Origin of the sequence: Streptomyces albiaxialis (assembly GCF_039530985.1) — a bacterium.
Taxonomy (GTDB): domain Bacteria; phylum Actinomycetota; class Actinomycetes; order Streptomycetales; family Streptomycetaceae; genus Streptomyces; species Streptomyces albiaxialis.
In genome coordinates, this window is record NZ_BAAAPE010000013.1 from 388,505 (window position 1) to 415,227 (window position 26,723).

General features: G+C 71.4%; 23 protein-coding genes. 11 read left to right on the forward strand and 12 right to left on the reverse strand.

What is annotated here, in order from left to right:
* The first annotated feature begins 81 nt into the window (after window positions 1-81).
* Complete coding sequence (locus tag ABD343_RS25385) at window positions 82-720, forward strand: DUF4383 domain-containing protein (protein ID WP_344531639.1); 639 nt, start codon at window positions 82-84, stop codon at window positions 718-720.
* Window positions 721-785: 65 nt separating this feature from the next.
* Here the strand turns inward: ABD343_RS25385 and ABD343_RS25390 are convergent, their stop codons facing one another.
* From ABD343_RS25390 to ABD343_RS25400, 3 genes are read right to left on the reverse strand one after another with little or no spacing between them, the layout of a single operon-like run.
* Window positions 786-1,628 carry an HAD family hydrolase gene (locus tag ABD343_RS25390; protein ID WP_344531640.1) on the reverse strand — a complete coding sequence of 281 codons (843 nt, stop codon included), beginning with the start codon at window positions 1,626-1,628 and terminating at the stop codon, window positions 786-788.
* Window positions 1,625-4,195: a phosphoribosyltransferase gene (locus ABD343_RS25395; RefSeq protein ID WP_344531641.1), complete on the reverse strand. Its 2,571-nt coding sequence runs from the start codon at window positions 4,193-4,195 to the stop codon at window positions 1,625-1,627. The genes ABD343_RS25390 and ABD343_RS25395 overlap by 4 nt, the downstream gene beginning before the upstream one ends.
* Window positions 4,192-5,364: an HpcH/HpaI aldolase/citrate lyase family protein gene (locus tag ABD343_RS25400; RefSeq protein ID WP_344531642.1), complete on the reverse strand. Its 1,173-nt coding sequence runs from the start codon at window positions 5,362-5,364 to the stop codon at window positions 4,192-4,194. Before ABD343_RS25400 ends, ABD343_RS25395 begins: the two co-directional genes overlap by 4 nt.
* A 301-nt stretch (window positions 5,365-5,665) precedes the next feature.
* Here ABD343_RS25400 and ABD343_RS25405 point away from each other — a divergent pair, with 301 nt between their 5' ends.
* Complete coding sequence (locus ABD343_RS25405) at window positions 5,666-6,838, forward strand: TerD family protein (RefSeq protein WP_344531643.1); 1,173 nt, start codon at window positions 5,666-5,668, stop codon at window positions 6,836-6,838.
* A 60-nt stretch (window positions 6,839-6,898) separates the two neighbouring features.
* Here the strand turns inward: ABD343_RS25405 and ABD343_RS25410 are convergent, their stop codons facing one another.
* From ABD343_RS25410 to ABD343_RS25435, 6 genes are all read right to left on the reverse strand, one after another.
* Window positions 6,899-7,657: a TerD family protein gene (locus ABD343_RS25410; protein ID WP_344531644.1), complete on the reverse strand. Its 759-nt coding sequence runs from the start codon at window positions 7,655-7,657 to the stop codon at window positions 6,899-6,901.
* A 123-nt stretch (window positions 7,658-7,780) separates the two neighbouring features.
* Window positions 7,781-8,944, reverse strand: coding sequence for a DUF475 domain-containing protein (locus ABD343_RS25415; RefSeq protein ID WP_344531645.1), 1,164 nt, complete (start codon window positions 8,942-8,944; stop codon window positions 7,781-7,783).
* Window positions 8,945-9,005: 61 nt separating this feature from the next.
* Window positions 9,006-9,584, reverse strand: coding sequence for a TerD family protein (locus ABD343_RS25420; RefSeq protein ID WP_344531646.1), 579 nt, complete (start codon window positions 9,582-9,584; stop codon window positions 9,006-9,008).
* A 169-nt stretch (window positions 9,585-9,753) separates the two neighbouring features.
* Window positions 9,754-10,329: a TerD family protein gene (locus tag ABD343_RS25425; protein ID WP_344531647.1), complete on the reverse strand. Its 576-nt coding sequence runs from the start codon at window positions 10,327-10,329 to the stop codon at window positions 9,754-9,756.
* Between the two features lie 166 nt (window positions 10,330-10,495).
* Window positions 10,496-10,954 (reverse strand): peroxiredoxin, encoded by a 459-nt coding sequence (locus ABD343_RS25430; RefSeq protein ID WP_344531648.1) that lies wholly within the window; start codon window positions 10,952-10,954, stop codon window positions 10,496-10,498.
* 123 nt (window positions 10,955-11,077) lie between these two features.
* Window positions 11,078-11,515, reverse strand: coding sequence for a DUF3052 domain-containing protein (locus ABD343_RS25435; protein WP_344531649.1), 438 nt, complete (start codon window positions 11,513-11,515; stop codon window positions 11,078-11,080).
* A 551-nt stretch (window positions 11,516-12,066) separates the two neighbouring features.
* Between ABD343_RS25435 and aceE the strand changes: the two genes are divergently transcribed.
* Complete coding sequence (gene aceE, locus ABD343_RS25440) at window positions 12,067-14,814, forward strand: pyruvate dehydrogenase (acetyl-transferring), homodimeric type (RefSeq protein WP_344531650.1); 2,748 nt, start codon at window positions 12,067-12,069, stop codon at window positions 14,812-14,814.
* A gap of 259 nt (window positions 14,815-15,073) precedes the next feature.
* On the opposite strand, the gene ABD343_RS25445 is transcribed toward aceE, so the two are convergent.
* Window positions 15,074-15,550 carry a peptidase inhibitor family I36 protein gene (locus ABD343_RS25445; RefSeq protein WP_344532239.1) on the reverse strand — a complete coding sequence of 159 codons (477 nt, stop codon included), beginning with the start codon at window positions 15,548-15,550 and terminating at the stop codon, window positions 15,074-15,076.
* A 302-nt stretch (window positions 15,551-15,852) separates the two neighbouring features.
* Window positions 15,853-17,469 carry an MFS transporter gene (locus ABD343_RS25450; RefSeq protein ID WP_344531651.1) on the reverse strand — a complete coding sequence of 539 codons (1,617 nt, stop codon included), beginning with the start codon at window positions 17,467-17,469 and terminating at the stop codon, window positions 15,853-15,855.
* Between the two features lie 119 nt (window positions 17,470-17,588).
* Between ABD343_RS25450 and ABD343_RS25455 the strand changes: the two genes are divergently transcribed.
* From ABD343_RS25455 to ABD343_RS25485, 7 genes are all read left to right on the forward strand, one after another.
* Window positions 17,589-18,221 (forward strand): TetR/AcrR family transcriptional regulator, encoded by a 633-nt coding sequence (locus ABD343_RS25455; protein ID WP_344531652.1) that lies wholly within the window; start codon window positions 17,589-17,591, stop codon window positions 18,219-18,221.
* 117 nt (window positions 18,222-18,338) lie between these two features.
* Entirely contained in the window at window positions 18,339-19,592 is a 1,254-nt protein-coding gene (locus ABD343_RS25460; RefSeq protein ID WP_344531653.1) for an alpha/beta hydrolase, read from the forward strand.
* Between the two features lie 56 nt (window positions 19,593-19,648).
* Window positions 19,649-20,527 (forward strand): DUF4429 domain-containing protein, encoded by an 879-nt coding sequence (locus tag ABD343_RS25465; RefSeq protein WP_344531654.1) that lies wholly within the window; start codon window positions 19,649-19,651, stop codon window positions 20,525-20,527.
* 28 nt (window positions 20,528-20,555) lie between these two features.
* Window positions 20,556-22,010: a sensor histidine kinase gene (locus tag ABD343_RS25470; RefSeq protein WP_344531655.1), complete on the forward strand. Its 1,455-nt coding sequence runs from the start codon at window positions 20,556-20,558 to the stop codon at window positions 22,008-22,010.
* Entirely contained in the window at window positions 22,007-22,732 is a 726-nt protein-coding gene (locus tag ABD343_RS25475) for a response regulator (RefSeq protein WP_344531656.1), read from the forward strand. The genes ABD343_RS25470 and ABD343_RS25475 overlap by 4 nt, the downstream gene beginning before the upstream one ends.
* Window positions 22,733-22,943: 211 nt before the next feature.
* Window positions 22,944-24,131, forward strand: coding sequence for an alpha/beta hydrolase (locus ABD343_RS25480; protein ID WP_344531657.1), 1,188 nt, complete (start codon window positions 22,944-22,946; stop codon window positions 24,129-24,131).
* Window positions 24,121-25,353: an acyltransferase family protein gene (locus tag ABD343_RS25485; RefSeq protein WP_344531658.1), complete on the forward strand. Its 1,233-nt coding sequence runs from the start codon at window positions 24,121-24,123 to the stop codon at window positions 25,351-25,353. The genes ABD343_RS25480 and ABD343_RS25485 overlap by 11 nt, the downstream gene beginning before the upstream one ends.
* On the opposite strand, the gene ABD343_RS25490 is transcribed toward ABD343_RS25485, so the two are convergent.
* Window positions 25,332-25,778 (reverse strand): MerR family transcriptional regulator, encoded by a 447-nt coding sequence (locus ABD343_RS25490; protein WP_425578266.1) that lies wholly within the window; start codon window positions 25,776-25,778, stop codon window positions 25,332-25,334. The genes ABD343_RS25485 and ABD343_RS25490 overlap by 22 nt on opposite strands.
* Window positions 25,779-25,857: 79 nt before the next feature.
* Between ABD343_RS25490 and ABD343_RS25495 the strand changes: the two genes are divergently transcribed.
* A complete protein-coding gene (locus ABD343_RS25495; RefSeq protein WP_344531659.1) occupies window positions 25,858-26,682 on the forward strand; it encodes a serine hydrolase domain-containing protein in 825 nt (274 codons plus the stop codon).
* Window positions 26,683-26,723 lie beyond the last annotated feature (41 nt).

Here is a 26,723-nt window from a genome sequence, read left to right on the forward strand (position 1 = left end):
AGTTGATGGTCCGGCCCCGCGGGCGGATGCTGGAGGGAAGAGCTGGGCGCCTCCGCCACCGCACCCCCGGGAGGCCCGATCATGGCTGTCCTCCACCACCCGCTCGATCAGGCGAAACGGCATCGGTACGTCCTCGACGAGCATCTCCCCGTGGATCACAGGCTGAGCCGGATCTACCGCGTCGGCGCGGGCCTCGTCGGCCTGCTGCTGCTCGCGTTCGGGATCATGGGCCTGTTCGACAGGATCGGCTTCTTCGACACGAGAGGCGACACCGTCGCCGGGCTCAGCACGAACGGGGCCCTGAGCGTGCTGTCCATCGTCGTCGGGCTGCTGCTCTTCTTCGGCATGGTCCGCGGCGGCAATTTCGCCTCGTCCCTCAACATCGTGCTGGGCACGCTCTTCCTGATCAGCGGTTTCGTGAATCTGGCCCTGCTGGAGACGGGGCTCAACTTCCTCGCGTTCCGCATCCAGAACGTGCTCTTCAGCTTCGTCGTCGGCGTCCTGCTGCTGATCTTCGGGATGTACGGGCGCGTGGGCAGCGCCCTGCCGCACGACAACCCGTACTGGCGCCAGCGCCACCCCGAGCAGGCCGCCCGCGAGCAGCGCGCGCTGGCCACGGCCCGCGGCAAGGAGCTGCGGCGCAGCGCCTCCGTGCGCGGCGGACGGCTGGAAGGGCGACCGCATCCCGGCGGCCTGGAAGGGCAGCGCCCCAGCGGTTAGGAGGGGCCGCCCCGGCGGTTAGGAGGGGCCGCCCCCGGCGGTTAGGAGGGGCCGCGTCCCGGCGGTTAGGAGCCCGCGCGCAGCGCGCCCCTCGCCTCGCGCAGGATGCGCTCGCCCGCCAGTACGCCCCGCTCGGTCAGCGCCCGTACGTGCGGCGCGTCCCAGCCGCTGTCGGCCAGCTCGCCGTGCCCGGGGCGCCAGCCCCGGTCGGCGGCGAGCAGCAGGTCGGCGTCGAGGAGGGCGTCCCCGGCGGCGTACGTGTACGGCGCGTCCGTACGGCGCGCGACCTCGGCGACGGCAGCGCTCTTGGTGAGCGCGTGCGGCACGGCGTAGATCTTGCGGCCCTGGAGCGAGACGCCCCAGCCGCGCTGCCCTGCCCAGTCGGCCAGCTCCTTGAGCCAGGTGTCCGGGAGGAGCGCGCGGTCCACCACGAGGTACGCGAAGAGGTCCTCGGCCGTGCGCTCCTTCAGCAGCCAGTCGGGGTGCGCGGTGCTCCGCAGATGCGCGCGGACCTCGGCGAGCGGGACGCACTCGGTGAGCGTGCGGCGCACCCGCGCGTGCCAGTCGGCGTCGGCCTCGCCGTCGACCAGGATGTGGCCGCCGTTCGCGCACACCGCGTAGCGCGGCGGCGGGCCGGGCAGGCGGATACGCCCGTACTGCTCGCGGGTGCGGGTCGTCGTCGGCACCAGCAGGGCGTGGTCCGCGAGCCCGGTCAGCAGCCCCGCGGCCTCCTCGGTCATGAAGGAGAGCGGCTTGTGCTCGTACGTCTCGACGCACAGCAGCCGGGGCGCCTCGGCGTCCGGCATGGTGAGCGCGAGGGCCGCGGCCGAGTAGATGAGCGTGCGGTCGAGATCGCTGGCCAGGAGCGGAAGCGGAGACGGGAGCGGAGACGGGAGCGGAGACGTCAACGGGCTGCCTTTCCGTCGGCGCCCGTGGCGCCTCTCGTGTAGCGGGGGTGGATCAGTCCGACGCAGGTGTACGGCAGCCCGTCGACCTCCTCGACGGGGACGCCGCGCTGCTCGGCGAGGAGCCTGACGTGGTCGAGGTCGGCCCCGGGGCCGCGCCGTGCGAGGATCCGCCAGGGCACCCGGCGCAGCAGCACGCGCGTGGTCTCGCCGACGCCGGGCTTGACGAGGTTGACGTCGCCGATGCCGTACTCCTCGCTGATGCGTTCGACGGCGCGCCAGCCCTCCCAGGTCGGGGTGCGGTCGGTGGCGCGCAGGGCCCGGACGGCGCCGCCCACGTCCTCGCGGACGGCGTCGAAGTGCCGCTCGACGGCCTCCAGGAAGAGCCCGGAGACGTCGGCGCCGGACAGCTCGCGGTAGAACTTCGCGCCGTGGAAGTCGTCGGGCCCGACGAGCCCCGCGCGCAGGACGGTGCGCGAGATCAGCCCGGAGACGGTGGAGTTGAGGCACGCGGAGGGGATGAGGAAGTCCTCGCGCGTACCGAACGTACGGACGCACGAGCCCGGGTCCGCGAGCACGGCCAGCTCCGGGTCGAAGCCGGGGAACGGCTCCAGGGCCTCCGCCAGCTCGCGGGTGATGGCGCCCTTGCCGGTCCAGCCGTCGACGAACACGACGTCGGCGGGGTCGTGGTGCGCGGCGAGGTAGCGCAGCGCCGTCGTGTCGATGCCCTTGCCGCGCACGATGGAGACCGCGTAGTGCGGCAGCTCCAGGCCGTGCGCCGCGCGCGCCCAGCGGCGCATCAGCACGCCCACCGGCGTACCGGCGCGTGCGAGGGAGACCAGGACGGGGCGCGGGCCGCGCTCGGCCAGCACGGTTTCGGCCACGGTGCCCACGGCGCGCGCGATGCGCAGGGCCGAGGCGTCCAGGGCGCCGTGGAACAGCCGCTGGTACTCCTCGCTGGGCTGGTACTCGACGGGCAGCGACTCGGCGTAGTGCGCGCCGCCGCTCTGGATCGCCTCCTCGCGCTCCTCCGTCGGCGCCTCCAGTTCGACGCCGGAGAGATCCTGGAGCAGCCAGGCGACGTCCTCCGCCGGATACGAGGAGAAGTCCGGCCCGTACAGCGGGCGGGGCAGCGTCTCGTCGGGCAGCTCCCCGCCGTCCGCCGCGTCCGCCTCCGCATCCGCCCCAGCCGCCGTCCCCGCCGCCGGGCGATCCGGCACGGCCGACGACGGAACGTACGACGGGACCACCGCGAGCAGCACGCGCTCCGCGCACCCCGCCAGCGCGTCCAGCAGGCCGCCCGGCGCGTGCAGCTCCGGCCGGTCGCCCTCGCTGTCCACGACGGCGATCACCGTGTCGAAGCCCGCGCCCGCGACGTTGTACGCGTACCGCTCCTCGCCCGTGCCGCCCCCCGTGCCCGTGCCGTCCCCCGTGCGCCCCGGGGCGTCGTGCGCGGGGAAGCGCAGGGCCGTCCGTATCGCGTATCCGGGGTCGTCCACGGGGAGCACGGGCGAGCGCGTCGTGGTGGAGAACCGCACCTCGGCGCCCTTCCCGAGCCGCTGCTCCAGCTCGTGCGCGAGGCGCAGCGGCGCGTACATCAGCTCCTCGGTCCCGAGCACGAGGACACGGCGGGTCCCCTCCAGGGCCGCCAGCAGGCGGTCCGCCATGTCCGGCAGGGCCGCGTCGAGCGCGGCGCGGTGCTCGGGGCCGAAGCCGTGCCGGCCGCCGTCAGGCAGCCCGTCCGGCCAGTCGAGGTCCACGCGCAGGGCCGACGAACCGCCGGAACCGTCCCCTCCGCGCGCGGGGGCCTCCGCGCCGTACCGCTCGACCAGCTCCCGGCCGCGCTCCAGCACATCGTCGGGCAGCTCCACGCCGCCCGCCGCGAGCGCCACCACGTCCAGCCGCGCGCCGAGCCCGGCCGCGAACTTCTCCATCGCGGCCGTGTCGGCGGCCGACCGCATGTCCACCAGCGCGACCACGACGTACCGCTCGCGCGGGTGGAGGGCGTGCAGCGCGGCGATCGTGTTCCGCACGGTCCGGCCCGTCGAGAACTCGTCGTCCACCAGCACCAGCGGGCCGTCCCCCGCGAGCAGCCCCGGGTCCTCCGGCAGCAGCAGGTGGGACGTCGCGTGGCTGTGCTCCTCCTCGAAGCCGCCGACCGGGGCGACCCCGGGCACGGGCCGCCGCGTCGAGTGGAGGTACGGCGCGGCGCCGCCGGGCCCGCGGCCCAGGCCGTCCGCGACGCTGTGGCCGAGGGCGGTCGCCGTCTCCGCGTACCCGAGGACGACCGCGCGGTCGGCCTCCGCGTCCCCGAGCAGGTCGCGCACGCGCCGCCCGAGCCGCGCCCCGGCGCCCAGGACGACCATGGGCCGCTGCGGCACGTGCTTGCCGAGCAGCGTGGAGACGAGCAGGTGGGCGCGCTTGGGGTTGCGGCGCAGGGCCAGCCCGAGGAGACGCTCCGTCCCCTCGCCGCTCAGCCGGACGCCGAGCCTCTCGGTGACCCAGGCGCCGGACCAGACCCGGTCACGGGCCCGTTCGCGATCCTCGTACGTACCAGCCGTATCGCTCACTTGACTCCCGCCGCCAGCAGTTCCACGAAGCTCACGCCCTCGCGCGCCACGCCGAAGACCTCGCCGCGCAGCAGCGTGCGCTCGGCCCAGGCGCGGTGGGGCTTCACCTCGTTCATCTTGTTCGTGTAAGCGGAGCGCATCACTCCGCCGCCGTCGCGCTCCGGGCGCAGCACGTCGGACGCGTCGCAGAACTCCTCGTGGCTCACGACCGACAGCGCGTGCACCGGCGTGACGTGCGAGGGGTGGATGCAGGTCTTGCCCAGCAGCCCGTTGGCCCGGTCGAGCTCGATCTCGCGCAGCAGCCCGTCCATGGCGTGCTCGATCAGTGCCGTACGGATGTCCTCCGCGCGGCCGCTCAGGAACGGACTCTGCCGGAGCTGCGGCTTGAACATCCGCTCCTGCGGCCGGAAATACTCCCACACGGGCCCGGTCACGGTGAATCCGGTGCCGTCGGCCCTCCCCAGCACGTTCACGACGTCCCCGATGACGGAGGCGACGAGCTGCACGTCGTAGGCCGTCATCTCGGGCGTACGCCGCAGGCCGTACGCGGAGCAGAAGTCGGTCACGCCCAGGCGCAGCGCGAGGACCCGGTCCCGGTACTTCTCGACGGTCCTGGCGATCCCCGCGAGGGTCTCGGTCCGCGACTCCAGGTGCAGCAGCTCGGGCGACTCCAGGACGGGCATCCCGAAGAGCCGCAGCCCGTGCGCCGCCTCGGTCTCCGCGAGCGTGTCGAGAAAGGCGACGCCGCGCTCCTCGGTGAACTTGGGCAGCACGAAGCCGGAGAGCAGCCGCGCCGCGCCGCCCATCCTGGCCACCAGGCCCGCGATCTGGGCGGGCTCGCGCACCCGGACGAAGAGCAGCGGCAGCTCCCCGGGCGGGCCGTGCTCGCCGCGCGCCAGCTCCTGGAACTGTCTGACGAGGTTCGCCTCCGCCCTGTCCACGTCGGCGTCGGCTATCGAGTCCTCCAGGCACAGCACCATCGAGACCACGCCGCGGGCGGCCTGCTTCACCACGTCGGCCGCGATCCCGGGGCGGGTCGCGGGGCTGTAGAGCGTGGCGCCGAGGGCGACCGAGAGCGTCCGTGCGGGCGCGTCCGCCGTGAACTCGGCGGGCTCCCGGTGGAACAGCGCGCTCCGGCGCTCAGGCGCGAGGTGCCCGAAATGCCGCATGATTCTCCCCGTCTCGGCCTATGGCCCGTCCGTCTCGTCGTCCCGCCGCCGGACATCCGGCCGCCGGGAAGCCGACCGCCGGGTGCCCGACCGTCGGAATCCCGTCGGAAAACGGCCCCGAGGGCCCTCGCGTGGCCGAATCCGAACGGCGTAGGCCGTTCATCGTACGTACGAAGGCGGGTCAAGAGTTCCCCAAACCCCGAGAACCCGGCTCGTACGCCTTGTAAGAGCGCCCCCTCGGGATCCACGCGCACGCCTCCCCGCGTTGTCGCGCCCCGCGCGCGGAGGGCAGGATGAATCCATGACGCACGCGATGACGAAGGGATCGAACATCCGGCTAGAGGCCACGGCGGTGCGTGCCGTGCTCTGCTGGACGCCGGGTGCGGGCGTGCCGGATGTCGACGCCTCGGCCCTGCTGCTCGGCGAGGACGGTCAGGTGCGGTCGGACGACGACTTCATCTTCTACAACCAGCCGCGGCACCCCTCGGGCCTGGTCCGGCACCTCGCCAAGACCCGCGAGCCCGAGGGCCTGCGGGACACTGTCGAGGCCGACCTCACGGCGCTCGACGCCTCGGTGGACCGGGTGCTGCTGGCCGCCTCGGCCGACGGCGGCACCTTCGCGGACGTCCGGGAGCTGCGGCTGCTGCTGCACGACGGGACGAACGGCTCGGGGGCGCCGGTGGCGCGCTTCGACATCGAGCCCGAGACCGGGGCGGAGACCGCGATGGTCTGCGGCGAGCTGTACCGGCGGGGCGACGGCTGGAAGTTCCGCGCGCTGGGCCAGGGGTACGACACGGGGCTGATCGGCCTCGCCACCGAGTACGGCATCTCGGTCGACGAGGGCGAGCCCAGCCAGGAGACCCCGCCGCCCGCCTCGGACCCGGGCCCCGACCCGGACGCGACGATGGCCCACGTGCCGGGCCCGGACACGCTCGACGCCGACGACTACGCGCTGCGCGCCCCCTCGGCTCCGCCGGTCCCGTCGGTTCCTTCCGCCCCGACGTCCGCCCCGCCCCGGCCCTCCGCTCCCCCGGCGACGCCCGTGCCCGTGGGCTCTGCGCCGGCGGCCCCGGTGCCCGCGGCTTCGGTGCCGCAGCCGCCCTCGGAGCCGGACTTCCCGGAGCCCACGCCGGTCCCGGACCCGGGCCCCGAGCCGCATCCGGGCCCCGGACCCGCTCCGGGCCCCGGTCCAGGGCCCGGCCCGGGTCCCGGCCCCGGTCCCGGCCCGGAGCCGATGCCCGACCCGGGCCCGCTGCCGCCCTCGCCGCCGGAACCGCAGCCCCAGCCGGACCCGGCGGGACAGGGCCCGGCGCACCCGGCCGCGCCGGGGTACGGCTATCCGCAGCCGCCCCAGCCCCAGCAGCCGCCGACGACGCAGCCGGCCTACGGCTATCCGCAGCCCGCCTACGGCTACCCGCAGCCGGACCCGTCGTTCACGCTGCCGCCCCAGGGCCCGCAGTTCCTCAACCGCTGAGCCCAGGGGCGTACGAACCGCCGCGCACGGACGGAACGCGTACGGGCGGGCACGGTCTCCTCAGACCTTGCCCGCCTTGTAGCCCCGGCCCCACTGCAGGCCCCAGCCGTAGAGCCGGTCCAGCTCGGCCTGAAAGCCGTAGACGTACCGCACCTCGCGGCGCACGCTCAGCTCGCCCTTGTTGTTCTCCATCAGCAGCACCGCGCACGAGCGGGCCTGCGGCGCCCGCTCGTCCAGGGCGACCTCGACGCGCGGCCCGTTGCTCGGGAAGAGCGAGAGGACCGCGTGCGTACGGTCGAACGCGGGCGTGCCGTCGTAGATGTAGACGAAGAAGAGCAGCCGCTTGATCTCGTCCTTGTGGTCGAGGTTCACATAGATCGTCTCGCCCGACGGCGAGCCGAACCTGTCGTCGCCGCTGAGCTTCACGTACGGCGGCGCGTTCATGTCGCCCATGAAGCCGCCCAGTGGCTGTACGACGCCCTTGCTGCCGTCCACCAGCTCGTACAGGCACGCGAGGTCCAGGTCGACGTTGACGACGCCCTGGGTGTGCGCCTGCACCACGTCCGGCTTGAACATCTGGAGCGGATGACGGAGCGAGCCGGTCCGCCTCCGCTTCCCGTCGATGTCCGAACTCCGCATGCGCCAGGAGAGGTTCACGCGCATGCTGCCGGAGTCGGCGCTCTGTTTGGTCAGGGACAGCTCGGAATGGCGTTTCGTCAGCTCGACCGCATACGTCGACGGACCGCCGACGGTGTCGAATTTGGGCCCCCGCCGCCCCATCCCCACGCCACTCCGCCAGTTCTCCCACAGGGAGACCATCACGCACCCCCACTCAAGTGCTCCGGATACCCGCCGCGGGGCGGCGCCCGCTCCGGAACGGGCCTGGGCCCGCGCCGGGTACGGATGCCGCCCCGCTGGGAGCGTTCCTCATTCAGGAGACGGTCACACTCCGGACGTCACCTCTGATTCCTTGGATTCGCCCTCGCCTCCCCCGGAGTCATCACCGCCCCCTTCAGCCTCCAGGCGACGGTTGCGCCGCACGGACGACCAGAAGGACGTGGCGATCAGGAGCACGCCGATCGAGCCCGTGATGACCTCGTGGATCTCGTACTTGATCGTGATGAGGAGGATCGCCGCGAGCGCGCCGATCGCGTAGTGCGCGCCGTGCTCCAGGTACACGTAGTCGTCGAGGGTGCCCTGACGGACCAGGTAGACCGTGAGCGAACGGACATACATCGCGCCGATGCCGAGGCCGAGCGCCATCCAGAAGATGTGGTTCGTGATGGCGAAGGCGCCGATGACGCCGTCGAACGAGAAGGACGCGTCGAGCACTTCGAGGTACAGGAACATGAAGAAGGCCGCCTTGCCGGCGAGCCCGACCATGCTCGGATCCTTGCCGGCCCGTTTGGCCGCCTCCTCCGCCTCGTGCTCGCGTTCCTCTTCCTCTTCGAGCTTGTCCTCGAAGTGCCCGGAGAGGCCGCCGACGATCAGATAGGTGATGAGTCCCGCGATGCCGGAGAGCATCACCGTGCCGGACTTGTCGGCGTGCATTCCGCCGTGCTGGTGGGCGCCCGTGGCGATGGTCACGGCCACGACGAGGAGCACGATGAGCGCGAGGCAGACCGAGAGGCCGTTCACCTTGCCGAGCCGGGAGAGCGGGCGCTCCAGCCAGCCGATCCACTTGTGCTCACGCTCGTCGAAGATGAAGTCGAGGAAGATCATCAGCAGGAACATCCCGCCGAAGGCGGCGATGGACGGGTGCGCGTCGGTGACGAGCTGCTCGTACCTGTCCGGATTGTCCAGCGCCACTTCGACGGCTTCGATCGGTCCCACCTTGGCGGTGATGGCGACAATGACGACCGGGAAGACCAGCCTCATGCCGAATACCGCGATGAGAATGCCGATGGTGAGGAAGATCTTCTGCCAGAAGGCGTTCATCTTCTTCAGTACGCCGGCGTTGACGACCGCGTTGTCGAAGGACAGCGAGATCTCCAGGATGGACAGCATCAGCACGAGTACGAACGCTTCCCACCCCCAGAAGAACGCGGCGGCGGCGAGCCCGACGGCGGTGACGCCGAAGGACCAGCCGAAGGTTTTCAGGACCACTGGCTTCCCAATCAGGTATCCGGTCTACGCATGACGTTGATGTCGATGTCGTGACGCTGGCTTATGCGACATTGACGCCGAAGTCTAGGGCGATACCCCTCAGCCCCGACGCGTACCCCTGGCCGACTGCACGGAACTTCCACTCTCCGCCGTAGCGATACAGCTCTCCGAAGATCATCGCAGTCTCCGACGAAGCGTCCTCGGTCAGGTCGTAACGCGCCAGTTCGACGCCGTCCGCCTGATTGATCACACGGATGTACGCATCGGTCACCTGACCGAAGGTCTGGTGCCGCGCGTCGGAGTCGTAGATGGAGACGGGGAAGACCACCTTCTCCACCTGCGTGGGAACCAGCGTGAGGTCCACCAGGACCGTCTCGTCGTCGCCCCCGCTGCCGCCGACCAGCTCGTCACCGGTGTGCTCGACCGAGCCCTCCGGGCTCTTGAGGTTGTTGTAGAAGATGAAGTACTCGTCGCCGAGCACCCGGCCGTTGGCACCGCAGAGCAGCACGCTCGCGTCCAGGTCGAAGTCGGCGCCCGTGGTGGAACGGGCCTTCCAGCCCAGCCCGATCTGGACCTGGGTCAGGTTAGGTGCGGCCTTCGAGAGGGAGACGTTGCCCCCCTTGGCGAGCGTCACGCTCATGTTCCTGGTCCTCTCCCCTGTTCATGTCCCCGATCCGTGCGGGCACGGTGCCCCCAGTGTCCCCGCACCACCAAGCGCCGCACACCTCCAGGTGACGGAAGTCTGCGGCGCCCGTGATTGCCGGTCCGTGACAGCGCGGGGACGTGCTCCGGCGTGAGCCAGCGGTGACTCAGACGTTCACACCGAAGTCCTGCGCGATGCCGCGCAGGCCCGAGGCGTAGCCCTGGCCGATGGCCCGGAACTTCCACTCGGCCCCGTGCCGGTACAGCTCACCGAAGACCATGGCGGTCTCGGTCGAGGCGTCCTCACTGAGGTCGTAGCGCGCCAGCTCGTTGTTGTCGGCCTGGTTGACGACGCGGATGTACGCGTTCCGCACCTGGCCGAAGCTCTGCTGGCGGCTCTCCGCCTCGTAGATGGAGACGGGGAAGACGATCTTCTCCACGTCGGCAGGCACCCCCGCGAGGTTCACCTTGATGACCTCGTCGTCGCCCTCGCCCTCACCGGTCAGGTTGTCACCGGTGTGCTCCACGGAGCCGTCGGGGCTCTTGAGGTTGTTGAAGAACACGAAGTTCTGGTCGCTGCCGACCTTCCCCTGCGCGTTCGTCAGCAGGGCGCTCGCGTCGAGGTCGAAGTCACTCCCTGTGGTGGTGCGCGCGTCCCAGCCCAGACCGACGATCACGGCGGTCAGGTTCGGCGCCTCCTTGGTCAGCGAGACATTGCCGCCCTTGCTGAGGCTGACTCCCACGAGTCCTCCTGAATAATTGTTCGTAAGGAGCACTGCGTGCCCCCGTATTACGGATGCCGTCAGATCAACGATTCGATCCTAGTGAGCGGTTCCCTCCCCTACATCCCTCTGTCGGGAGTGACCGCAATTTTCTGTTACGCGGGGAGAGCGGTCTTGCACGAAACGTTCAGAGAGAGCCCAGGGCCTTCACGTACTCATTGAGGTCACGCGCGTCGGGCAGCCCGTTGACGACGGTCCAGCGCACGGCGCCCTCCTTGTCGATGATGAAGGTCCCGCGCACCGCGCAGCCCTTCTCCTCATCGAAGATTCCGTACGCCCGCGAGGCCTCGCCGTGCGGCCAGAAGTCCGACAGCAGCGGGTACTCCAGCCCCTCCTGCTCGGCGAATACGCGCAGCGAGAACGGCGAGTCGTTGGAAACCGCGAGCAACTGGACGTCGTCGTTCACGAACTTCGGCAGCTCGTCCCGGAGCGCGCACAGCTCGCCGGTGCACACACCGGTGAAGGCGAAGGGGTAGAAGAGCAGCACGACGTTCTTGTCGCCCTTGAAGTCCGAGAGGCGGACGGTCTGGCCGTGCTGGTCCTTGAGCTCGAAGTCCGGGGCCTTGGTGCCGACCTCGATCGCCATGGCGGTGTTCCCTTCGGTGGGCGGGACAGAGTCGCTCCCACCCTATGCACCGAGCCCCCGCCGGCCGGGGGCCGGGCAGGGGCTCGGTGGGAACTCTCGGGAAACCCGGGGAAGGGCCCGCGCTCAGCGCTTGCCCGGCGCCCCCTTGGGCGTGACCAGCCTGCTGCCCGTCCAGTCCTTGGCCGCGTTGAAGCTCTTGGTCTGGGAGAGCCCGGCGGTCTGGGACGCCTCGCCGATCTCGCTCGGCTCGACATACCCCTCACGGCCCGTCTTCGGGGTCAGCAGCCAGACCGGGGCGCCTTCGTCGATCATCGTGGTGGCGTCCACCAGCGCGTCCGTCAGGTCGCCGTCGCTCTCTCGGAACCACAGCACCACGGCGTCGGCCACATCGCCGTAATCCTCGTCGACGAGCTCCTGGCCGGTGATTTCCTCAATGGACTCGCGGAGCTCCTGATCGACATCGTCGTCGTAGCCGATCTCCTGGACCACCTGCTCGGGCTGGAAACCCAGCCTCTCGGCGGGGTTGGTCCGCTCCTCCGCGTGGCCCGCGGTCGCGCTCACGGATTGCCTCCTGTCATGTTTCTCGAATATGGCTTGCGCCCCGCGCGCACGTGGGGCATTGGCCGTAGTCCACACGGGCGGGGCGGATCACGCAAGTACCCGGCCGCCGATCCCGCACAAACGTTGACGTGTCATCCCACAATGCCTGATCGAGAGTGATTCGCACCACATTGAGTCCGCCGGGATCCACCAGGTTTGCCCCGGCTGGACCGGGGGAGCCGTACGGGTGCACTCGACAGCCGAACGGACGTTTGTCCAATGACCCGGGGCTCCGGGCGGCGCTCCGCCATGAGCGTAAAGTTGCGGTTTGGACATCTTTGCGGCGCGATCCGGCCGGCCGTCCTCCGGCCCGCCTCAAGCGGGGTTGGGTTACCTCTCGGTAGAGATGACGTAATCGCGGCAGCGGTACACGATGGAGGCGGCGCGAGACCTGCCGAGACCGCTCCGCGACCGACAGAGACCGACCGCGACCGACAGAGCACGAATCCACCGGCGTGCGCTGCCTTCATTGCGCGCAGAGCACGACACGACCGAAACAGCGAAGGAACAGCGTGGCTTCCGGATCCGATCGCAATCCGATCATCATTGGCGGCCTTCCCAGCCAGGTCCCGGACTTCGATCCCGAAGAGACCCAGGAATGGCTCGACTCGCTCGACGCTGCTGTCGACGAGCGCGGAAGGGAACGAGCCCGTTACCTCATGCTCCGGCTGATCGAGCGCGCCCGCGAGAAGCGCGTCGCCGTCCCGGAGATGCGCAGCACGGATTACGTCAACACCATCGCGACCAAGGCCGAGCCCTTCTTCCCCGGCAACGAGGAGATCGAGCGCAAGGTCCTCAACGCGACGCGGTGGAACGCGGCCGTCATGGTCTCCCGCGCCCAGCGCCCGGGCATCGGCGTGGGCGGTCACATCGCCACCTTCGCCTCCTCCGCCTCTCTCTACGACGTGGGTTTCAACCACTTCTTCCGGGGCAAGGACGAGGGCGACGGGGGCGACCAGGTCTTCTTCCAGGGGCACGCCTCCCCCGGCATCTACGCCCGCGCCTTCCTCCTCGACCGCCTGAGCGAGGCCCAGCTCGACGGCTTCCGCCAGGAGAAGAGCAAGGCCCCGCACGGCCTCTCCAGCTATCCGCACCCCCGGTCGATGCCGGACTTCTGGGAATTCCCGACGGTCTCCATGGGCCTCGGCCCGATCGGCGCGATCCACCAGGCCCGGATGAACCGCTACATGGAGGCCCGCGGCATCGCCGACACCTCCAAGTCCCGCGTCTGGGCCTTCCTCGGCGACGGCGAGATGGACGAGCCCGAGTCCCTCGGCCAGCTCTCCCTGGCGGCCCGCGAGGGCCTGGACAACCTCACCTTCGTCATCAACTGCAACCTCCAGCGCCTCGACGGCCCGGTGCGCGGCAACGGGAAGATCATCCAGGAGCTGGAGTCGTACTTCCGCGGCGCCGGCTGGAACGTCATCAAGCTCGTCTGGGACCGCTCCTGGGACCCGCTGCTGGCCCAGGACCGCGACGGTGTGCTCGTCAACAAGCTGAACACCACCCCCGACGGCCAGTTCCAGACCTACGCCACCGAGAGCGGCGCCTACATCCGCGAGCACTTCTTCGGCGGCGACCAGCGGCTGCGCAAGATGGTCGAGGGAATGACCGACGACCAGCTCCTCCACCTGGGACGCGGCGGCCACGACCACCGCAAGGTCTACGCGGCGTACAAGGCGGCGGCCGAACACAAGGGCCAGCCGACCGTCATCCTGGCGCAGACCATCAAGGGCTGGACCCTGGGCCCCAACTTCGAGGGCCGCAACGCCACGCACCAGATGAAGAAGCTGACGGTCGACGACCTCAAGGGCTTCCGCGACCGGCTGCACCTCCCGATCCCCGACAAGGAGCTGGAGTCCGGCCTTCCGCCGTACTACCACCCGGGCCGGGACTCGGAGGAGATCCAGTACATGCACGACCGGCGCAAGGAGTGCGGCGGCTATGTGCCCACCCGCGTCAACCGGTCGAAGCCGCTGAACCTCCCCGACGACAAGGCCTACGCGGCGGTGAAGAAGGGCTCCGGCCAGCAGCAGATCGCCACCACCATGGCCTTCGTCCGGCTGCTGAAGGACCTCATGCGGGACAAGGAGATCGGCAAGCGCTTCGTGCCGATCGCCCCCGACGAATACCGCACCTTCGGGATGGACTCCTTCTTCCCGTCCGCCAAGATCTACAACCCGCTGGGCCAGGTCTACGAGTCGGTGGACCGCGAACTCCTCCTCGCCTACAAGGAGTCGCCCACCGGCCAGATGCTCCACGACGGCATCTCCGAGGCGGGCTGCACCGCCGCGGCGATCGCCGCCGGGTCCGCCTATGCCACGCACGGCGAGCCGCTGATCCCGATCTACGTCTTCTACTCGATGTTCGGATTCCAGCGCACCGGCGACCAGTTCTGGCAGATGGCCGACCAGCTCTCCCGGGGCTTCGTGCTCGGCGCCACCGCGGGCCGCACGACGCTCACAGGCGAGGGGCTCCAGCACGCCGACGGCCACTCGCAGTTGCTCGCCTCGACCAACCCGGCCGCCGTCGCCTACGACCCGGCCTTCGGCTTCGAGATCGCGCACATCGTCCAGGACGGCCTCCGCCGGATGTACGGCTCCAGCCCCGAACACCCCCAGGGCGAGGACGTCTTCTACTACCTGACCGTCTACAACGAGCCCATCCACCAGCCCGCCGAGCCGGAGAACGTCGACGTCGACGGCATCCTCAAGGGGCTCTACCGCTATCAGCAGGGCGAGAGGGGCACCCACCGGGCGCAGATCCTCGCCTCCGGCGTCGCCCTCCCGTGGGCCGTGGAGGCCCAGCGGATCCTCGCCGAGGAGTGGGACGTCAGGGCCGACGTCTGGTCCGCGACCTCGTGGAACGAGCTGCGCCGCGAGGCCGTGGACGTGGAGCGGCACAACCTGCTCCACCCCGAGGAGGAGCAGCGCGTCCCCTACGTCACGCGGAAGCTCCAGGACGCCGAGGGGCCGAAGGTGGCCGTCTCCGACTGGATGCGGTCGGTGCCGGACCAGATCGCCCGCTGGGTGCCGGGCGCCTACCAGTCGCTGGGCGCCGACGGCTTCGGCTTCGCCGACACCCGGGGCGCCGCGCGCCGCTTCTTCCACATCGACGCGCAGTCGATCGTCCTCGGTGTCCTGACCGAGCTGGCCAAGGAGGGCAAGGTCGACAGGTCCGCGCTGAAGCAGGCGGTCGACCGCTACCAGTTGCTGGACGTGGCGGCGGCCGACCCGGGCGCCGCGGGCGGCGACGCGTAGCCACCGGAGCGCCTTCCGGGCGAGGTCCCGTGGCCGCCGCACGCGGCGGCCACGGGCCGGTTCGCAGACCGAGTCGCGGGCCGGGTCGCGGGCCCGCTCGTGGGCCGATCCGCAGGCCGGGGCGCGGGCCGGGTCGCGGGCCCGCTCGTGGGCCGATCCGCAGGCCGGGGCGCGGGCCCGCTCGTGGGCCGGTCCGCAGGCCGGGGCGCGGGCCGGGTCGCGGGCCGGGTCGCGGCCACGCTCGTGGACGGGTCCCATCTCAGTTCTCCCACACCTTGAACGCCCGGCCCCGGTACGCCGTCTCGGGCGCCCAGGAGCCGGTGGGGTGGGTGACGAACTCGCCCGTCTCCGCGCACTCACGGCTCTGGTACACGGTGACGGGCCGCCCCGTCCTGTTGGCCAGCGAGGCCGCCGAGACCCCCTTGGGGAGGGGCACGCAGCTCTCGATGTCGATCCCGCTCAGCTCATAGGTCCTGCGCTCGCCGCGGAACCCCGTGCGGTCCCACAGGCACAGCTCTCCCGCCGCGCACTTCCCCAGCTTCGGCTGCGCGGACGCGGGTGCGGCGGCGGGCGCGGCGGCGCCCGCGGGCTGGACCGCGGCCGCCAGCGCGGCGACGGCGAGGACACCGGCCGCCACCGGTGCGAGGACGGCGGGCCGGCGCGTGGCGCCCGTGAGGCCCGCGGATTCCGGCGTGGTCACGCCGGTGGAGCCCTGCGCGGACACGTACTTGGGCATGCTGCTCACAGCGGATCACTCCCCCGATTCGGGCCGGACGCGATCTCGCCCGGCGTGTGATCAGCATGTCCAGCGCCGATGTGCCGCGCCAAGAGCAAACGGCCCGGTTCACCGGGACAGGTGGCGGAGTTGTCCACAACTGGCGCGTTCTCCACAGGAGTTCGCGCTTCCGCTTCTGTCCCGGTCAACCGGGCACGTTTTCCGAAGGCTCGGGAGGCTTCAGACAGCTCGGGAGTCTTCCGAAGGCACGGAAGACTCCGGACTCCCCCACTGCCCCTGACGCCCCCGCCGCCCCTCTCGCCTCAGATGTGCACCGAGGGCCCCGCGTCGTTACTGCCGCGGCTGGTGAAGAACGCGACGCCCGCCGCCAGGACCGCGACGATGCCCGCGCAGGTGAAGGCGAGCCCCATGCCGGACATGAACGAGTCGTGCACGACGTTCCGCGTCGCCTCGATCATCTGGGACGGGGTGCCCTTCGGCGCGGGCGGCGCCATGCCGACCTCCGCCGCGCTCTTGAGCCCCGCCTCCTGCTTCGGCGCGAGCGGCGGGAGCTTGGCCTCCTGCCACTTGTCGGAGAAGACGCTGTTGACCTTGGACGCCATGACGGCGCCGAGCACGGCCGTACCGAGGCTGCCGCCGACCTGCATGGCGGCCTGCTGGAGGCCGCCCGCGACACCCGCGTGCTGGATCGGGGCGTTGCCGACGATGACCTCGGTGGCGCCGACCATCACGGGCGCCAGGCCGAGGCCCAGCAGGGCGAACCACAGGGAGGTGATCCCGGCGCCGCTCTCGGTACTCAGCGAGGAGAGCCCGAACATCGCGACGGCGGTCAGGACCATCGCGCCGACGAGCGGCACGCGCGGTCCGATCTTGGTGATCACGGCACCCGCCAGCGGCGAGGCCACGATCATCATCGCGGTGAGCGGCAGCAGCCGGAGGCCGCTGTCGACGGGGCTGAGCCCATTGACGTTCTGGAGGTAGAACGTCACGAAGAAGAGGCCGCCCATGAAGCCGAAGGCCATCAGCACCATCAGCACGGTGCCGGCGCTCAGCGGCACGGAGCGGAACATGCTCAGCGGGAGCAGCGGCTCCTTGGCCTTGGTCTCCCAGACCGCGAACCCGGCGAACGAGAGCAGGGCGATGCCGAGGAAGCCGAGCGTCTTGGGGTCGCCCCAGTGCCAGTCGGGGGCCTTGATGATGGCCCAGACGAGGCAGAACATCGCGACGGACAGCAGCACGATGCCGCCGATGTCGAAGGAGCGCGGGGCGTTCTCCACCCGGTTGGCGAGCAGGATCACCAGGCCCATGGCCAGCGCGAGCGCGCCGACCGGGACGTTGATGAAGAAGACCGATTCCCAGTTCACGTGCTCGACCAGCAGGCCGCCGATGATCGGCCCGGCCGCCGTCGAGGCACCGATGACCGCACCCCAGATGCCGATGGCGGAGTTCAGCTTCTCCGCGGGGAAGGACGCCCTCAGCAGGCCGAGGGCCGCGGGCATCAGCAGCGCACCGCATATGCCCTGGAGCACCCGGAAGGTGATGACGAGGGAGACGGACCCGGCGAAGCCGATCGCCGCGGACGCGGCCGCGAAGCCGACGACACCGACGAGGAAGGTCTGGCGGTGGCCGAAGCGGTCACCGAGCTTGCCCGCCGTGATCAGGGAGACCGCGAGGGCGAGCAGATAGCCGTTGGTGATCCACTGGACGTCGGCGAGCGACGCGCCGAGGTCCTTCTGGATGGCGGGGTTGGCGATGGCGACGATCGTGCCGTCGAGCGCCACCATCGCGACGCCGAACGCGACGGTGACGAGCGTCAGCCAAGGATGCCCGCGAACCCCCTTACGGGTGTCCGGTCCGGCATCCCGTGGACCTGACGGTTCCGGCGCCTCGTGCGCGACGGTGCTGGTCTGGGAACTCATGGCGCGAGAATAGTGACAGCCGCTGACAATTGACAAACCGAATTATTCGCCGGTAAATGTCAGCCCAACACCGCCCCTTGCCCCTACCCCCACCGGCGAGATCTTGAGAGGTTCGGACGTTGACAGGCCTGCGCGAACGGAAGAAGCAGCGCACCAGGGACGCGCTCATCCTGGCTGCCCACGAACTCTTCGTCACGCAGGGCTATGAAGCCACGACCGTCGATCAGATCACCGAGTCCGTCGAGGTCTCCCAGCGCACGTTCTTCCGGTACTTCGCCAACAAGGAGGACGTGGCCCTCGCCCTCCAGAAGATGTTCGCGGAGCGGTTCTTCGAGGCGCTCCACGGGCGCCCCCTGGACGAGGCTCCGATGGACACGCTGCGCGCCACGCTCGACGCGTCCTGGAGCGACTTGGGCGCGGCGGTCGAGGAGATCGTCCCGCTCGACCTCCACATGCGGATGTGGCAGGTCATCGAGGTGACGCCCGCCCTGCTCGCCGCCCATCTGCGGCAGTCGCTGGTCCTGGAGGAGCAGCTCGCCGGCGAGATCGCGCGCCGCGCCGGGCTGGACCCCGAGAGCGACCCCAGGCCGCGAGTCCTGGTCGCCGCCTTCTGTGCCGTCATGGGGGTGGCGGGGCGGCACTGGGCGATGCGGGGCAACGCGTCCCTGGAGGAGGCCCTGAAGGTCACGCGTTCCTATATCGACCATCTGACGCCCGCACTGAGCGCCAACTGGGGCGATGGCGGAGCGTGACGAGGGAACACACCCGCGCCCGGATTGCCACGAGTATCCAGTCCGAAACGTGAGATGACTCACGCGGCCCTCGTGAGCGCGTGGATGCCCGTCGGCATCTCCTAGGGTGGCGCCCCAGTGACTTACTTCTCCGCTCTCGGCAACCCGCTGTCCGGTTCCGACTCCCCCTGGACGGGAGTCCCCGGCAACACCGCTTGGCGCGCACTGCTCGCGCTGGCGGTGGTGTTCGTACTGCTGGTGACCACCGGATGGACGGCCATCCGCAAGCACGAGCAGGCGGAGGGGCCGCGTGCCGCCGCACTGCTCGCCTGGGAGAAGGGCTCGTTCGCCGGACGGCACCTGCCCGACCCCGACTCCCGGGCCTCCGGGATCGCCCGCTTCTTCAGCTCGCTCAGCCCCGAGCAGCAGCACCGTCTCGCAAGGCGCTATCCCCTGGTCGTCGGAAACCTGGGCGGCGCCCCGCTGAAGGTCCGCTACGAGGCCAACCGTGCGGCCCTGGTCGACGCGCGGGACGTCGAGCGCAAGAGGATGGTCGACGACAGGCTGACGGACGAGGGCCGCCAGGAGGCCGGACGCCGGATGCACCGCTTCGAGGCGATGCTCCGTCCCGACCGTCAGATCCTCGCGTTCGACCCCACCGGCCGTGGCCGCGCCGCCGAGGTCTTCGGGGACCTCGACCGCGCCCAGCGGGTCTCCGTCGTCGTCCCCGGCGTCGACACGGACCTGCTCACCTTCCAGCGGAGCTGGCGTCCGTACTCGGCGCCCGTCGGCATGGCCTCGTCCCTCCAGAAGGAGCAGCGCCGCACCGCACCGCAGGTACGTACGGCCACGATCGCCTGGGCCGACTACGAGGCGCCCGTCGGGCTCGGGGTGGACGCGGCTTCGGGAGGTCCCGCCGAGGACGGCGCGAAGCGCCTCAACAGCCTGGTGCGGAGCCTGCCTTCCACCGCGCGCGACTCCCGGGTGGAGGTCGCGCTCTTCTGCCACAGCTACGGCTCGGTCGTCTGCGGGGTCGCCGCCGACGACCTGCCGCGGCGGGTCACCGACATCGCCGTCGCGGGCAGCCCCGGGATGCGCGTGGACGGCGCCGAGGAGCTCGGCACCGCCGCGCACATCTGGGCGATGCGCGACCGGGACGACTGGATCGCGGACGTGCCGCACATGAACTTCGGCGGGCTCGGCCACGGGGCCGACCCGGTCTCCGACAGCTTCGGCTCGCGCCACCTGTCGGCGGGCGCCGCCGTGGGGCACACCGGATACTTTGTGCCACGTACTCGCAGTCTCGCGAACTTCGCGGCCGTTGGTACCGGCTCGTACGGAAACGTCGACTGCGACGCATCCGACCCCGACTGCGCGGCCGTCACGGATTAACGCGCGTAGCGCTTCGGAGGGGGACGTGAAGGCGACCGCCGCATACGATGGCCCACATGGGTGACGTACTGGCTGGAATTCACTCCACCTGGGAGTTCGACACGGACTCCGTGCTCATCCGCTTCGAACGGGGGATCCGCACACCGAAGCTCTTCCACGTGCTCGGGGAGCGGCGCGTCCCGTACGAGGCGCTGAGCTCTGTCGAACTGGCACCGGGTGGACGACGCGGCGCCGTGGCGCTGCGCGTCACTCCGCGCGAGGGGGCCGACCCTCTGCTGGAGGCTGCCGCCGGGCAGCTCAAGGAGGGCAACGATCCGTACCGCCTCGTCATACCCGCCGACCGCGAGACCCTGGCGGACTATTACGCGACGGAGCTGAGTTCCGCGCTCCCCGCGGACGCCGACAAGCCCGTCGAGAGCTACATGGTGGCCGCGCCCTCCGCCCCGCAGAGCTTCAAGGCGTACGACGGCAAGGCGTCGTTCGACGGCAAGGTCGTCACCTTCCGCTGGTTCTGGACCGGCGCGTCCTCCGCGAAATGGAAAGCGGGCGACCAGTTCTTCCCCGTGGGCGAGCTGGAGGACGTCGAATGGCGCTCCCCCGAGGTCTTCAACGGCCATCTGCGGCTGCGCCCACGCGGGACGGAGCCCATGACCGAGGCCGACCAGGACCCCGCCTCCGTGGTCTTCGGGCTCGGCTACGGACCGGTCTACGAGTCGCTGCCGTTCGCCGCCGCCGTCCTGGAGGCGGTGCGCGCCGCAGAGCCGGTCCTCAAGCCCGAGACGCCCGTGTCGCCGCCCCCTTCCGCCTCCAAGAGGCGCTCGGACCCCGCCGATGTCGCCGAGCGCATCCGGCACTTGGGGGAGCTGCACGACGCGGGGCTGCTGACGGACGACGAGTTCACGGCGAAGAAGGCGGAGCTGCTGGCGGAGCTGTGAGCCCGCCCCTCCGTACGCTGGGCACGCGATGTCTTCCTCCGGATCTCCCTCACCCTCGCCGTCTCCCCCGACCGGCACGTCCGGCACATCCGGTACGTCCGGGACGCTGCGGACCGCACGGCACGAACTGCGTGCCCTGGGGAACGCGCTGGCCACTCCCGCACAGCCGTACCGGCCGCCGCTCTCGGGGGCCTCCTCCCGCAAGGTGCGGCTGCTTCCGTACGTGCTCGCGTTCGGCTTCACCGCCGTGCTCCTGCCGGTCACCACCCAGGTGCTCATGCACGACTACCGCCTGGCGGGCGGTATCGCGGGCGCCCTGGGTGTCGCGCAGGCCGCCCCTCTGCTGCTCGCGGTCACCAGGCCGCTCCTCGCCTGGTGGATCGTCTTCGTCGCCGATGTGGCCGGCGCCCTCGCGCTGCTGGGCGCCCCGGGTCTGGCGGAGCGCTCCTGGCCGTGGACGCCCATGGTGATCGTCGGCTATCTGGTGCTGTGCCTGGCGCTGGCGCTGCGCGAGAGCCGTCGCACCCTGGCGGCCGTCTGGCTGGTCACCGTCGTCGCCTCCCTCGTTCTCGGGTTCGTCTCGACGGGGCACAGCGACGGCAGCAACGTCCTGCTGATCGTGCTGAGCGGCGCCATCCTGCTGCTCGGCGCGGCCCTGCGCGAACGGTCGGAGGCACAGCGCCGACTGGCCGAGCAGGAGACGATCAGCGAGGCCGAACGCGCCCAGAGGACGCTCCTCGAAGAACGCGCCCGTATCGCCAGGGAGCTGCACGACGTGGTCGCGCACCACATGTCCGTCATCACCGTGCAGGCCGACAGCGCGCCCTACCGGATCGCGGGCATCCCCCAGGAGGCCCAGGAGGAGTTCGGCACCATCGCGGCCACGGCGCGCGAGTCCCTCGCCGAGATGCGCCGCCTGCTGGGCGTGCTGCGCAGCGAGGAGGCCCAGGGCGAACGTGCCCCGCAGCCCGGCCTCGACCGGCTGGAGCAGCTCGTCGAGGCGACCGTACGGGCGGGCGTACCCGCCGAGCTGACCGTCGAGGGACTGGGCGGCCACGGGAGGGACGGCGACGGCGCGGACCGCGACGGGACGGACCTCGACGGCACAGCGCTGCCCCAGGCCGTCACCCTGTCCGCGTACCGCATCGTGCAGGAGGCCCTCGCGAACGTCGTACGGCACGCTCCCGGCGCGGCCACGCGGGTCTCGGTGACGGGCGGGCCGGACGGACTGACCGTACTGGTCGTCAACGGGCCCTCCCCCGTGCCGGACGGGCAGCCCCTGGAGACCACGGGGACCGGGCACGGCCTGGTCGGCATGCGGGAGCGCGTACGGCTCGTCGGCGGCGACCTGGACACCGGGCCGCTGCCGGACGGCGGGTTCCGCGTCGCCGCCCGGCTTCCCCTCGCCCCCGCGGACGTACCGCAGGACGAGGACGCATCCCACGACTCCGACCGTGACGGAAAGGACCCGACGACGGCATGAGCGGTACCGCTGCCTCTTCCTCGCCCCACGACGTGACCAAGGTGGTCATCGTCGACGACCAGGCCATGGTGCGCGCCGGTTTCGCCGCGCTGCTCGCCGCGCAGAGCGACATCGACGTGGTGGGCGAGGCACCGGACGGCGCCCAGGGCGTCGAACTGTGCCGCCGTACCCACCCGGACGTGGTCCTCATGGACGTCCGTATGCCCGAGATGGACGGCCTGGAGGCGGCCCGGAGACTGCTCGACCCTCCCGCGGGTGTCACCCATGTGCCGAAGGTGCTCATGCTCACCACCTTCGACGTGGACGACTACGTGTACGAGGCGCTCCGGGCGGGCGCCAGCGGCTTCCTGCTGAAGGACGCGCCGCCCGCCGACCTGATCGCGGCGGTACGGGTGGTGGCCGAGGGCGAGGCGCTGCTGGCGCCCTCGGTGACGCGGCGGCTCATCTCCGAGTTCGCCCGGCAGCGGGGCGGCGCCGCTTCCCGCAGGTCGCGTGAGGCGCCCGCGCTGCGTCTGAACGGGCTCACCGAGCGGGAGACCGAGGTGCTGGAGCTGCTGTCGCGCGGACAGTCCAACGGGGAGATCGCCGAGTCGCTCTTCCTGGCCGAGCAGACGGTGAAGACCCATGTCAGCCGGATCTTCTCCAAGCTCGACCTGCGGGACAGGGCGCAGGCCGTGATCTTCGCGTACGAGTCGGGGCTCGTCGCACCCGGCGACCAGTAACCGCAGGGGCCGCGTGGCGCGGACGGAGCCGTTCGGTACCGATCGGTTCCGTCCGCGCCGCGTCTCGTTCTGACCTCCTCCACCCCCTACCCCGGTATCACTCCGCGGTTGGCTCCGTGGTGTGACGCCCGCGTACAAGGCGTCACCGCACTCTTCCTTCCGTCGCACCGCCGGACCTCCCGGCGGCGCGGCAGGAGGAGGGAGAGCAGCCATGAAGCGCCGTCTCAAGCGCGCTCTGATCGCCGCGACGCTCGCCGCGGCCACCGTGGGCGGGACGACCGGCCTGGCCCTGGGCAGCGAACAGACCCCGGTGACGGGACCCGCGCCCGGCGCGGCCTCATGGCGGGCCGACGACTCCCTGGGCACGCCTCTCCCCGACCCGGAGACGGCGAGCCCCGGGCGGATCGCCTCCTTCTTCGCCGGCCTCTCCCCGCGCGAGCGGAAGGCGCTCGCCCACCGCCACCCGCTCACCGTCGGGAACCTCGACGGCGCGCCCGTGAAGCTCCGTTACGACGCCAACCGGCGCGCGCTGAAGACCCAGCGGGTCTCGGCGCTGCGCGCGGCCACCGACCCCGCGCGCACCGTCCAGGACCACAGGCGGGCCGAGGAGAAGGCCGAACGGTACGGCCGACTGCTCGCTCCGGGGCGGCAGATCCTGGCGTTCGACCCGCGTGGCAGGGGCCAGGTCGCCGAGGTCTTCGGCGACCTGCCGCACGCCGACCGTACGGCCGTGATCGTGCCGGGCTCCGACATCGACCTGGCGTCCTTCGACCGCGGGGGCAAGAACCGGTACGGCAAGCCCGCCGGGATGGCCAGGTCCCTGCGCGCCGGGATGACGGAACAGCGGCCCGGCACGCGGACGGCCGTCATCGCGTGGGTCGGCTACACGACGCCCGTGGGCCTCGGCCCCGACGCGGCGACCGGACGGCTCGCGGAGGCGGGCGCACCGCGCCTGGAGCGCTTCCTGCACGGCCTCGCCCGGACCGGGGCGCCCGCGCCCGCCGTCTTCTGCCACAGCTACGGCTCGGTCGTCTGCGGCGAGGCCGCGGACGGACTGACCCGGCGCGACGCCGCGGACCTCGTGGTCCTCGGCTCCCCCGGGATGCGCGCGGGCTCGGTCTCCGCGCTCCGCACGCCCGTACCGGTGTGGGCGACGCGGGATCCGGGCGACTGGATCGGCAAGGTGCCGAACGTCGAGGTCCTGGGCCTCGGCCACGGCGCCGACCCGGCCTCGCCCGCCTTCGGCGCCCGGGTCGTGACCTCGGCCGGGGCCGACGGGCACGCGGGCTACTTCGCGCCCGGCACCGACTCGCTCGCCAACTTCTCGTCCATCGCGCTCGGTTCCTACAGCTCCGTCCACTGCTCCGCCGCCTCCGAGGAGTGCCGCCATGCCCACTGAGACCCTGATCCGGCGGAAGGCCGGTGCGGCCGTCGCGGCCATCGAGGAGCGCACTCCCGCGCACCGCGACCGCGCCATCGACGGGCTGCGTGCCCTGGCGCTGCTCGCCGTACCGACCGGGCACTGGCTGCTCGGCGGCTTCACGCGGGACGCGGACGGCACGCTGCACAACGCGAGCCCCCTTGCCACGCTCGGCTACTTCGCGCCCATGAGCTGGGTGCTGCAGATGCTCGGGATCTTCTTCCTGGTGGGCGGCTACTCGTCGGTGCTGTCCTACCGGCGTTCGGCCGCGCGGGGCGAGTCCACGGGCCGCTGGATGCGCGGACGGCTCGTCCGGCTGGGCCGTCCCGTCCTGGGCGTGACCGCCGTCTGGGCGGCGCTCGTGCCCCTCCTGTCGGCCATGGGCGTACCGGGCGGAACGGTGCGTACGGCCGCCGTACTCGTCGTCCAGCCCTTGTGGTTCGTCGGGATCTACGCGGGCGTCACCGCGCTCACCCCGTACTGCGTCAGGGCCGCACGACGGCTCGGCGCGTGGGCGGCGGCACCGCTCTTCGGCACGGTCGCCGTGGTCGACCTGCTGCGCTACGGGCCGTACGGGGACGCGATGCCCTCCTGGCTCGGCATGGTCAATCTGGTGCCCGGATGGCTCTTCGCGTACCAGATCGGTGTCTCCTGGGGCGAGGGAAAGCTGGGCAAGAGGGGCGGCGCCCTTCTGCTCGGCTCAGGTGCCGCCCTCTTCGCGCTCCTGCTGCTCGTCTTCCACTACCCGGCGTCCATGGTCGGCGTCCCCGGGGAGACACGGACGAACTCGCACCCCCCGTCGCTCCTGGTGCTCGCCCTGGCCACGTTCCAGTGCGGCGCCGCGGTGCTGCTGCGCGACCGTCTGGCGAAGGTGCTGCGCCGCCCCGCGCTGTGGGCGCCCGTCGTGGTCGTCAACCTGTCGGCGATGACCATCTTCTGCTGGCACCAGTCGGCGATGCTGGCGGCGGCCGTGCCCAGCTCGTTCCTGGGGACGTTCGCCGGGCTGACGACGGCGCCGGACTCCCTGGGCTGGCTGCTGGCCCGGCTCGCCTGGATGCCGGTCTTCGCCCTCGCGCTCGTCGCGATCGGCAGCGTGACGCGCCGTTTCGACGCGCCCTGGAAGGGCGTGAACCGGGGACGGCGGGCGGTGGCCGCCGTCCTGGCCGGTGCCTTCGCGCTCTACGCGTTCGCCGTCGTATAGATGTCGATCTTGTGGTCGAGGACCGCGAGGGTGTCCTGCAGCTCCGTGATGCGGCGCCGGACGTCCTCGCGGGTGGCCAGGAGCAGTTCCTTGCGCTCCCCGAAGGTGCTCTCGCCCTCCCGGACCAGCTCGGCATAGCGCACCATGTCGGCGACCGGCATGCCCGTCAGCCGCAGCTTGCCCACCAGCCCGAGCCAGTCGAGGTCCTTGTTGCTGAAGCGCCGCTGGCCCGTGTGGGACCGGTCGACGTGCGGCATCAGCCCGATGCGCTCGTACCAGCGCAGCGTGTGCGCGCTGAGCCCGCTGATGGCCGCGACCTCGCTGATCGTGTAGCGGTCGTCACCGTCCGGACGGGGGTGGCGCCGGCCCTCCCCCTGGCAGTTCATGGGCTCCGTGTCCACGCTCGCTGTATCCATCACGGTCATAAGTGAACGCTACGGAGTTCGAGCGCACTCCAAGCAAGGGCAAAAACGGCGTGAAATCCCGACCGTTAGGCTCGGGGGCATGGACAGCCTGCGGATGATCGAGACCTGGCCGGTGCCCACGGCCGCCGCTGCCGTCGTACGCGCGGACGGCACCGTGGCCGGTACCCACGGCCCCATGGAGCGCCGTTTCGAGCTGGCCTCCGTCACCAAACCGCTGGCCGCCTACGCGGTGCTGGTAGCCCTGGAGGAGGGCGCGGTGGAGCTGGACGAGCCCGCGGGCCCCGAGGGCTCCACCGTCCGGCACCTGCTGGCCCACACCTCCGGGCTGGCCTTCGACGAGCACCGCACGATGGCGGAGCCGGGCACCCGGCGGATCTACTCCAACGCGGGGTTCGAGACGCTCGCCGACCACGTGGCCAAGGCGACGGAGATCCCCTTCCCGCAGTACCTGCGCGAGGCGGTCCTCGACCCGCTGGGCATGGCGGACACCGAGCTGCCCGGTTCGGCCGCCAAGGACGCCGTCTCGACCGCGTCCGACCTGACGCGCTTCGCGGCCGAGCTCCAGGCGCCCCGTCTGCTGCACCGTACGACGCTCGACGAGGCGACCTCCGTGGTCTTCCCCGGGCTCGGTGGAGTGCTGCCCGGGTACGGCAACCAGAAGCCGAACGACTGGGGGCTGGGCTTCGAGATCCGCGACTCCAAGTCGCCGCACTGGACGGGCGCTTCCTCGTCCCCCAGGACGTTCGGCCACTTCGGCCAGTCCGGCACGTTCCTGTGGGTGGACCCGGACGCGGGCGCGGCCTGTGTGGCGCTGACGGACCGCGCGTTCGGCCCGTGGGCGGTGGAGGTCTGGCCGGCGTTCACGGACGCCGTACTGGCCGATCTGGGTGCGGTACGGCCGTGACGGACGGTCGTTGAGCACTCGCTCAACGGCAAGAGGACGCC

Coding starts and splice junctions, on each gene's coding strand:
- ABD343_RS25400 (WP_344531642.1), bottom strand. CDS start 5,364: ATGCGGCATTTCGGGCACCTCGCGCCTGAGCGCCGGAGCGCGCTGTTC.
- ABD343_RS25410 (WP_344531644.1), bottom strand. CDS start 7,657: ATGGTCTCCCTGTGGGAGAACTGGCGGAGTGGCGTGGGGATGGGGCGG.
- ABD343_RS25490 (WP_425578266.1), bottom strand. CDS start 25,778: ATGACCGTGATGGATACAGCGAGCGTGGACACGGAGCCCATGAACTGC.
- ABD343_RS25420 (WP_344531646.1), bottom strand. CDS start 9,584: ATGAGCGTGACGCTCGCCAAGGGGGGCAACGTCTCCCTCTCGAAGGCC.
- ABD343_RS25385 (WP_344531639.1), top strand. CDS start 82: ATGGCTGTCCTCCACCACCCGCTCGATCAGGCGAAACGGCATCGGTAC.
- ABD343_RS25480 (WP_344531657.1), top strand. CDS start 22,944: ATGAAGCGCCGTCTCAAGCGCGCTCTGATCGCCGCGACGCTCGCCGCG.
- ABD343_RS25405 (WP_344531643.1), top strand. CDS start 5,666: ATGACGCACGCGATGACGAAGGGATCGAACATCCGGCTAGAGGCCACG.
- ABD343_RS25465 (WP_344531654.1), top strand. CDS start 19,649: ATGGGTGACGTACTGGCTGGAATTCACTCCACCTGGGAGTTCGACACG.
- ABD343_RS25470 (WP_344531655.1), top strand. CDS start 20,556: ATGTCTTCCTCCGGATCTCCCTCACCCTCGCCGTCTCCCCCGACCGGC.
- ABD343_RS25495 (WP_344531659.1), top strand. CDS start 25,858: ATGGACAGCCTGCGGATGATCGAGACCTGGCCGGTGCCCACGGCCGCC.
- ABD343_RS25445 (WP_344532239.1), bottom strand. CDS start 15,550: ATGCCCAAGTACGTGTCCGCGCAGGGCTCCACCGGCGTGACCACGCCG.
- ABD343_RS25430 (WP_344531648.1), bottom strand. CDS start 10,954: ATGGCGATCGAGGTCGGCACCAAGGCCCCGGACTTCGAGCTCAAGGAC.
- ABD343_RS25450 (WP_344531651.1), bottom strand. CDS start 17,469: ATGAGTTCCCAGACCAGCACCGTCGCGCACGAGGCGCCGGAACCGTCA.
- ABD343_RS25485 (WP_344531658.1), top strand. CDS start 24,121: ATGCCCACTGAGACCCTGATCCGGCGGAAGGCCGGTGCGGCCGTCGCG.
- ABD343_RS25475 (WP_344531656.1), top strand. CDS start 22,007: ATGAGCGGTACCGCTGCCTCTTCCTCGCCCCACGACGTGACCAAGGTG.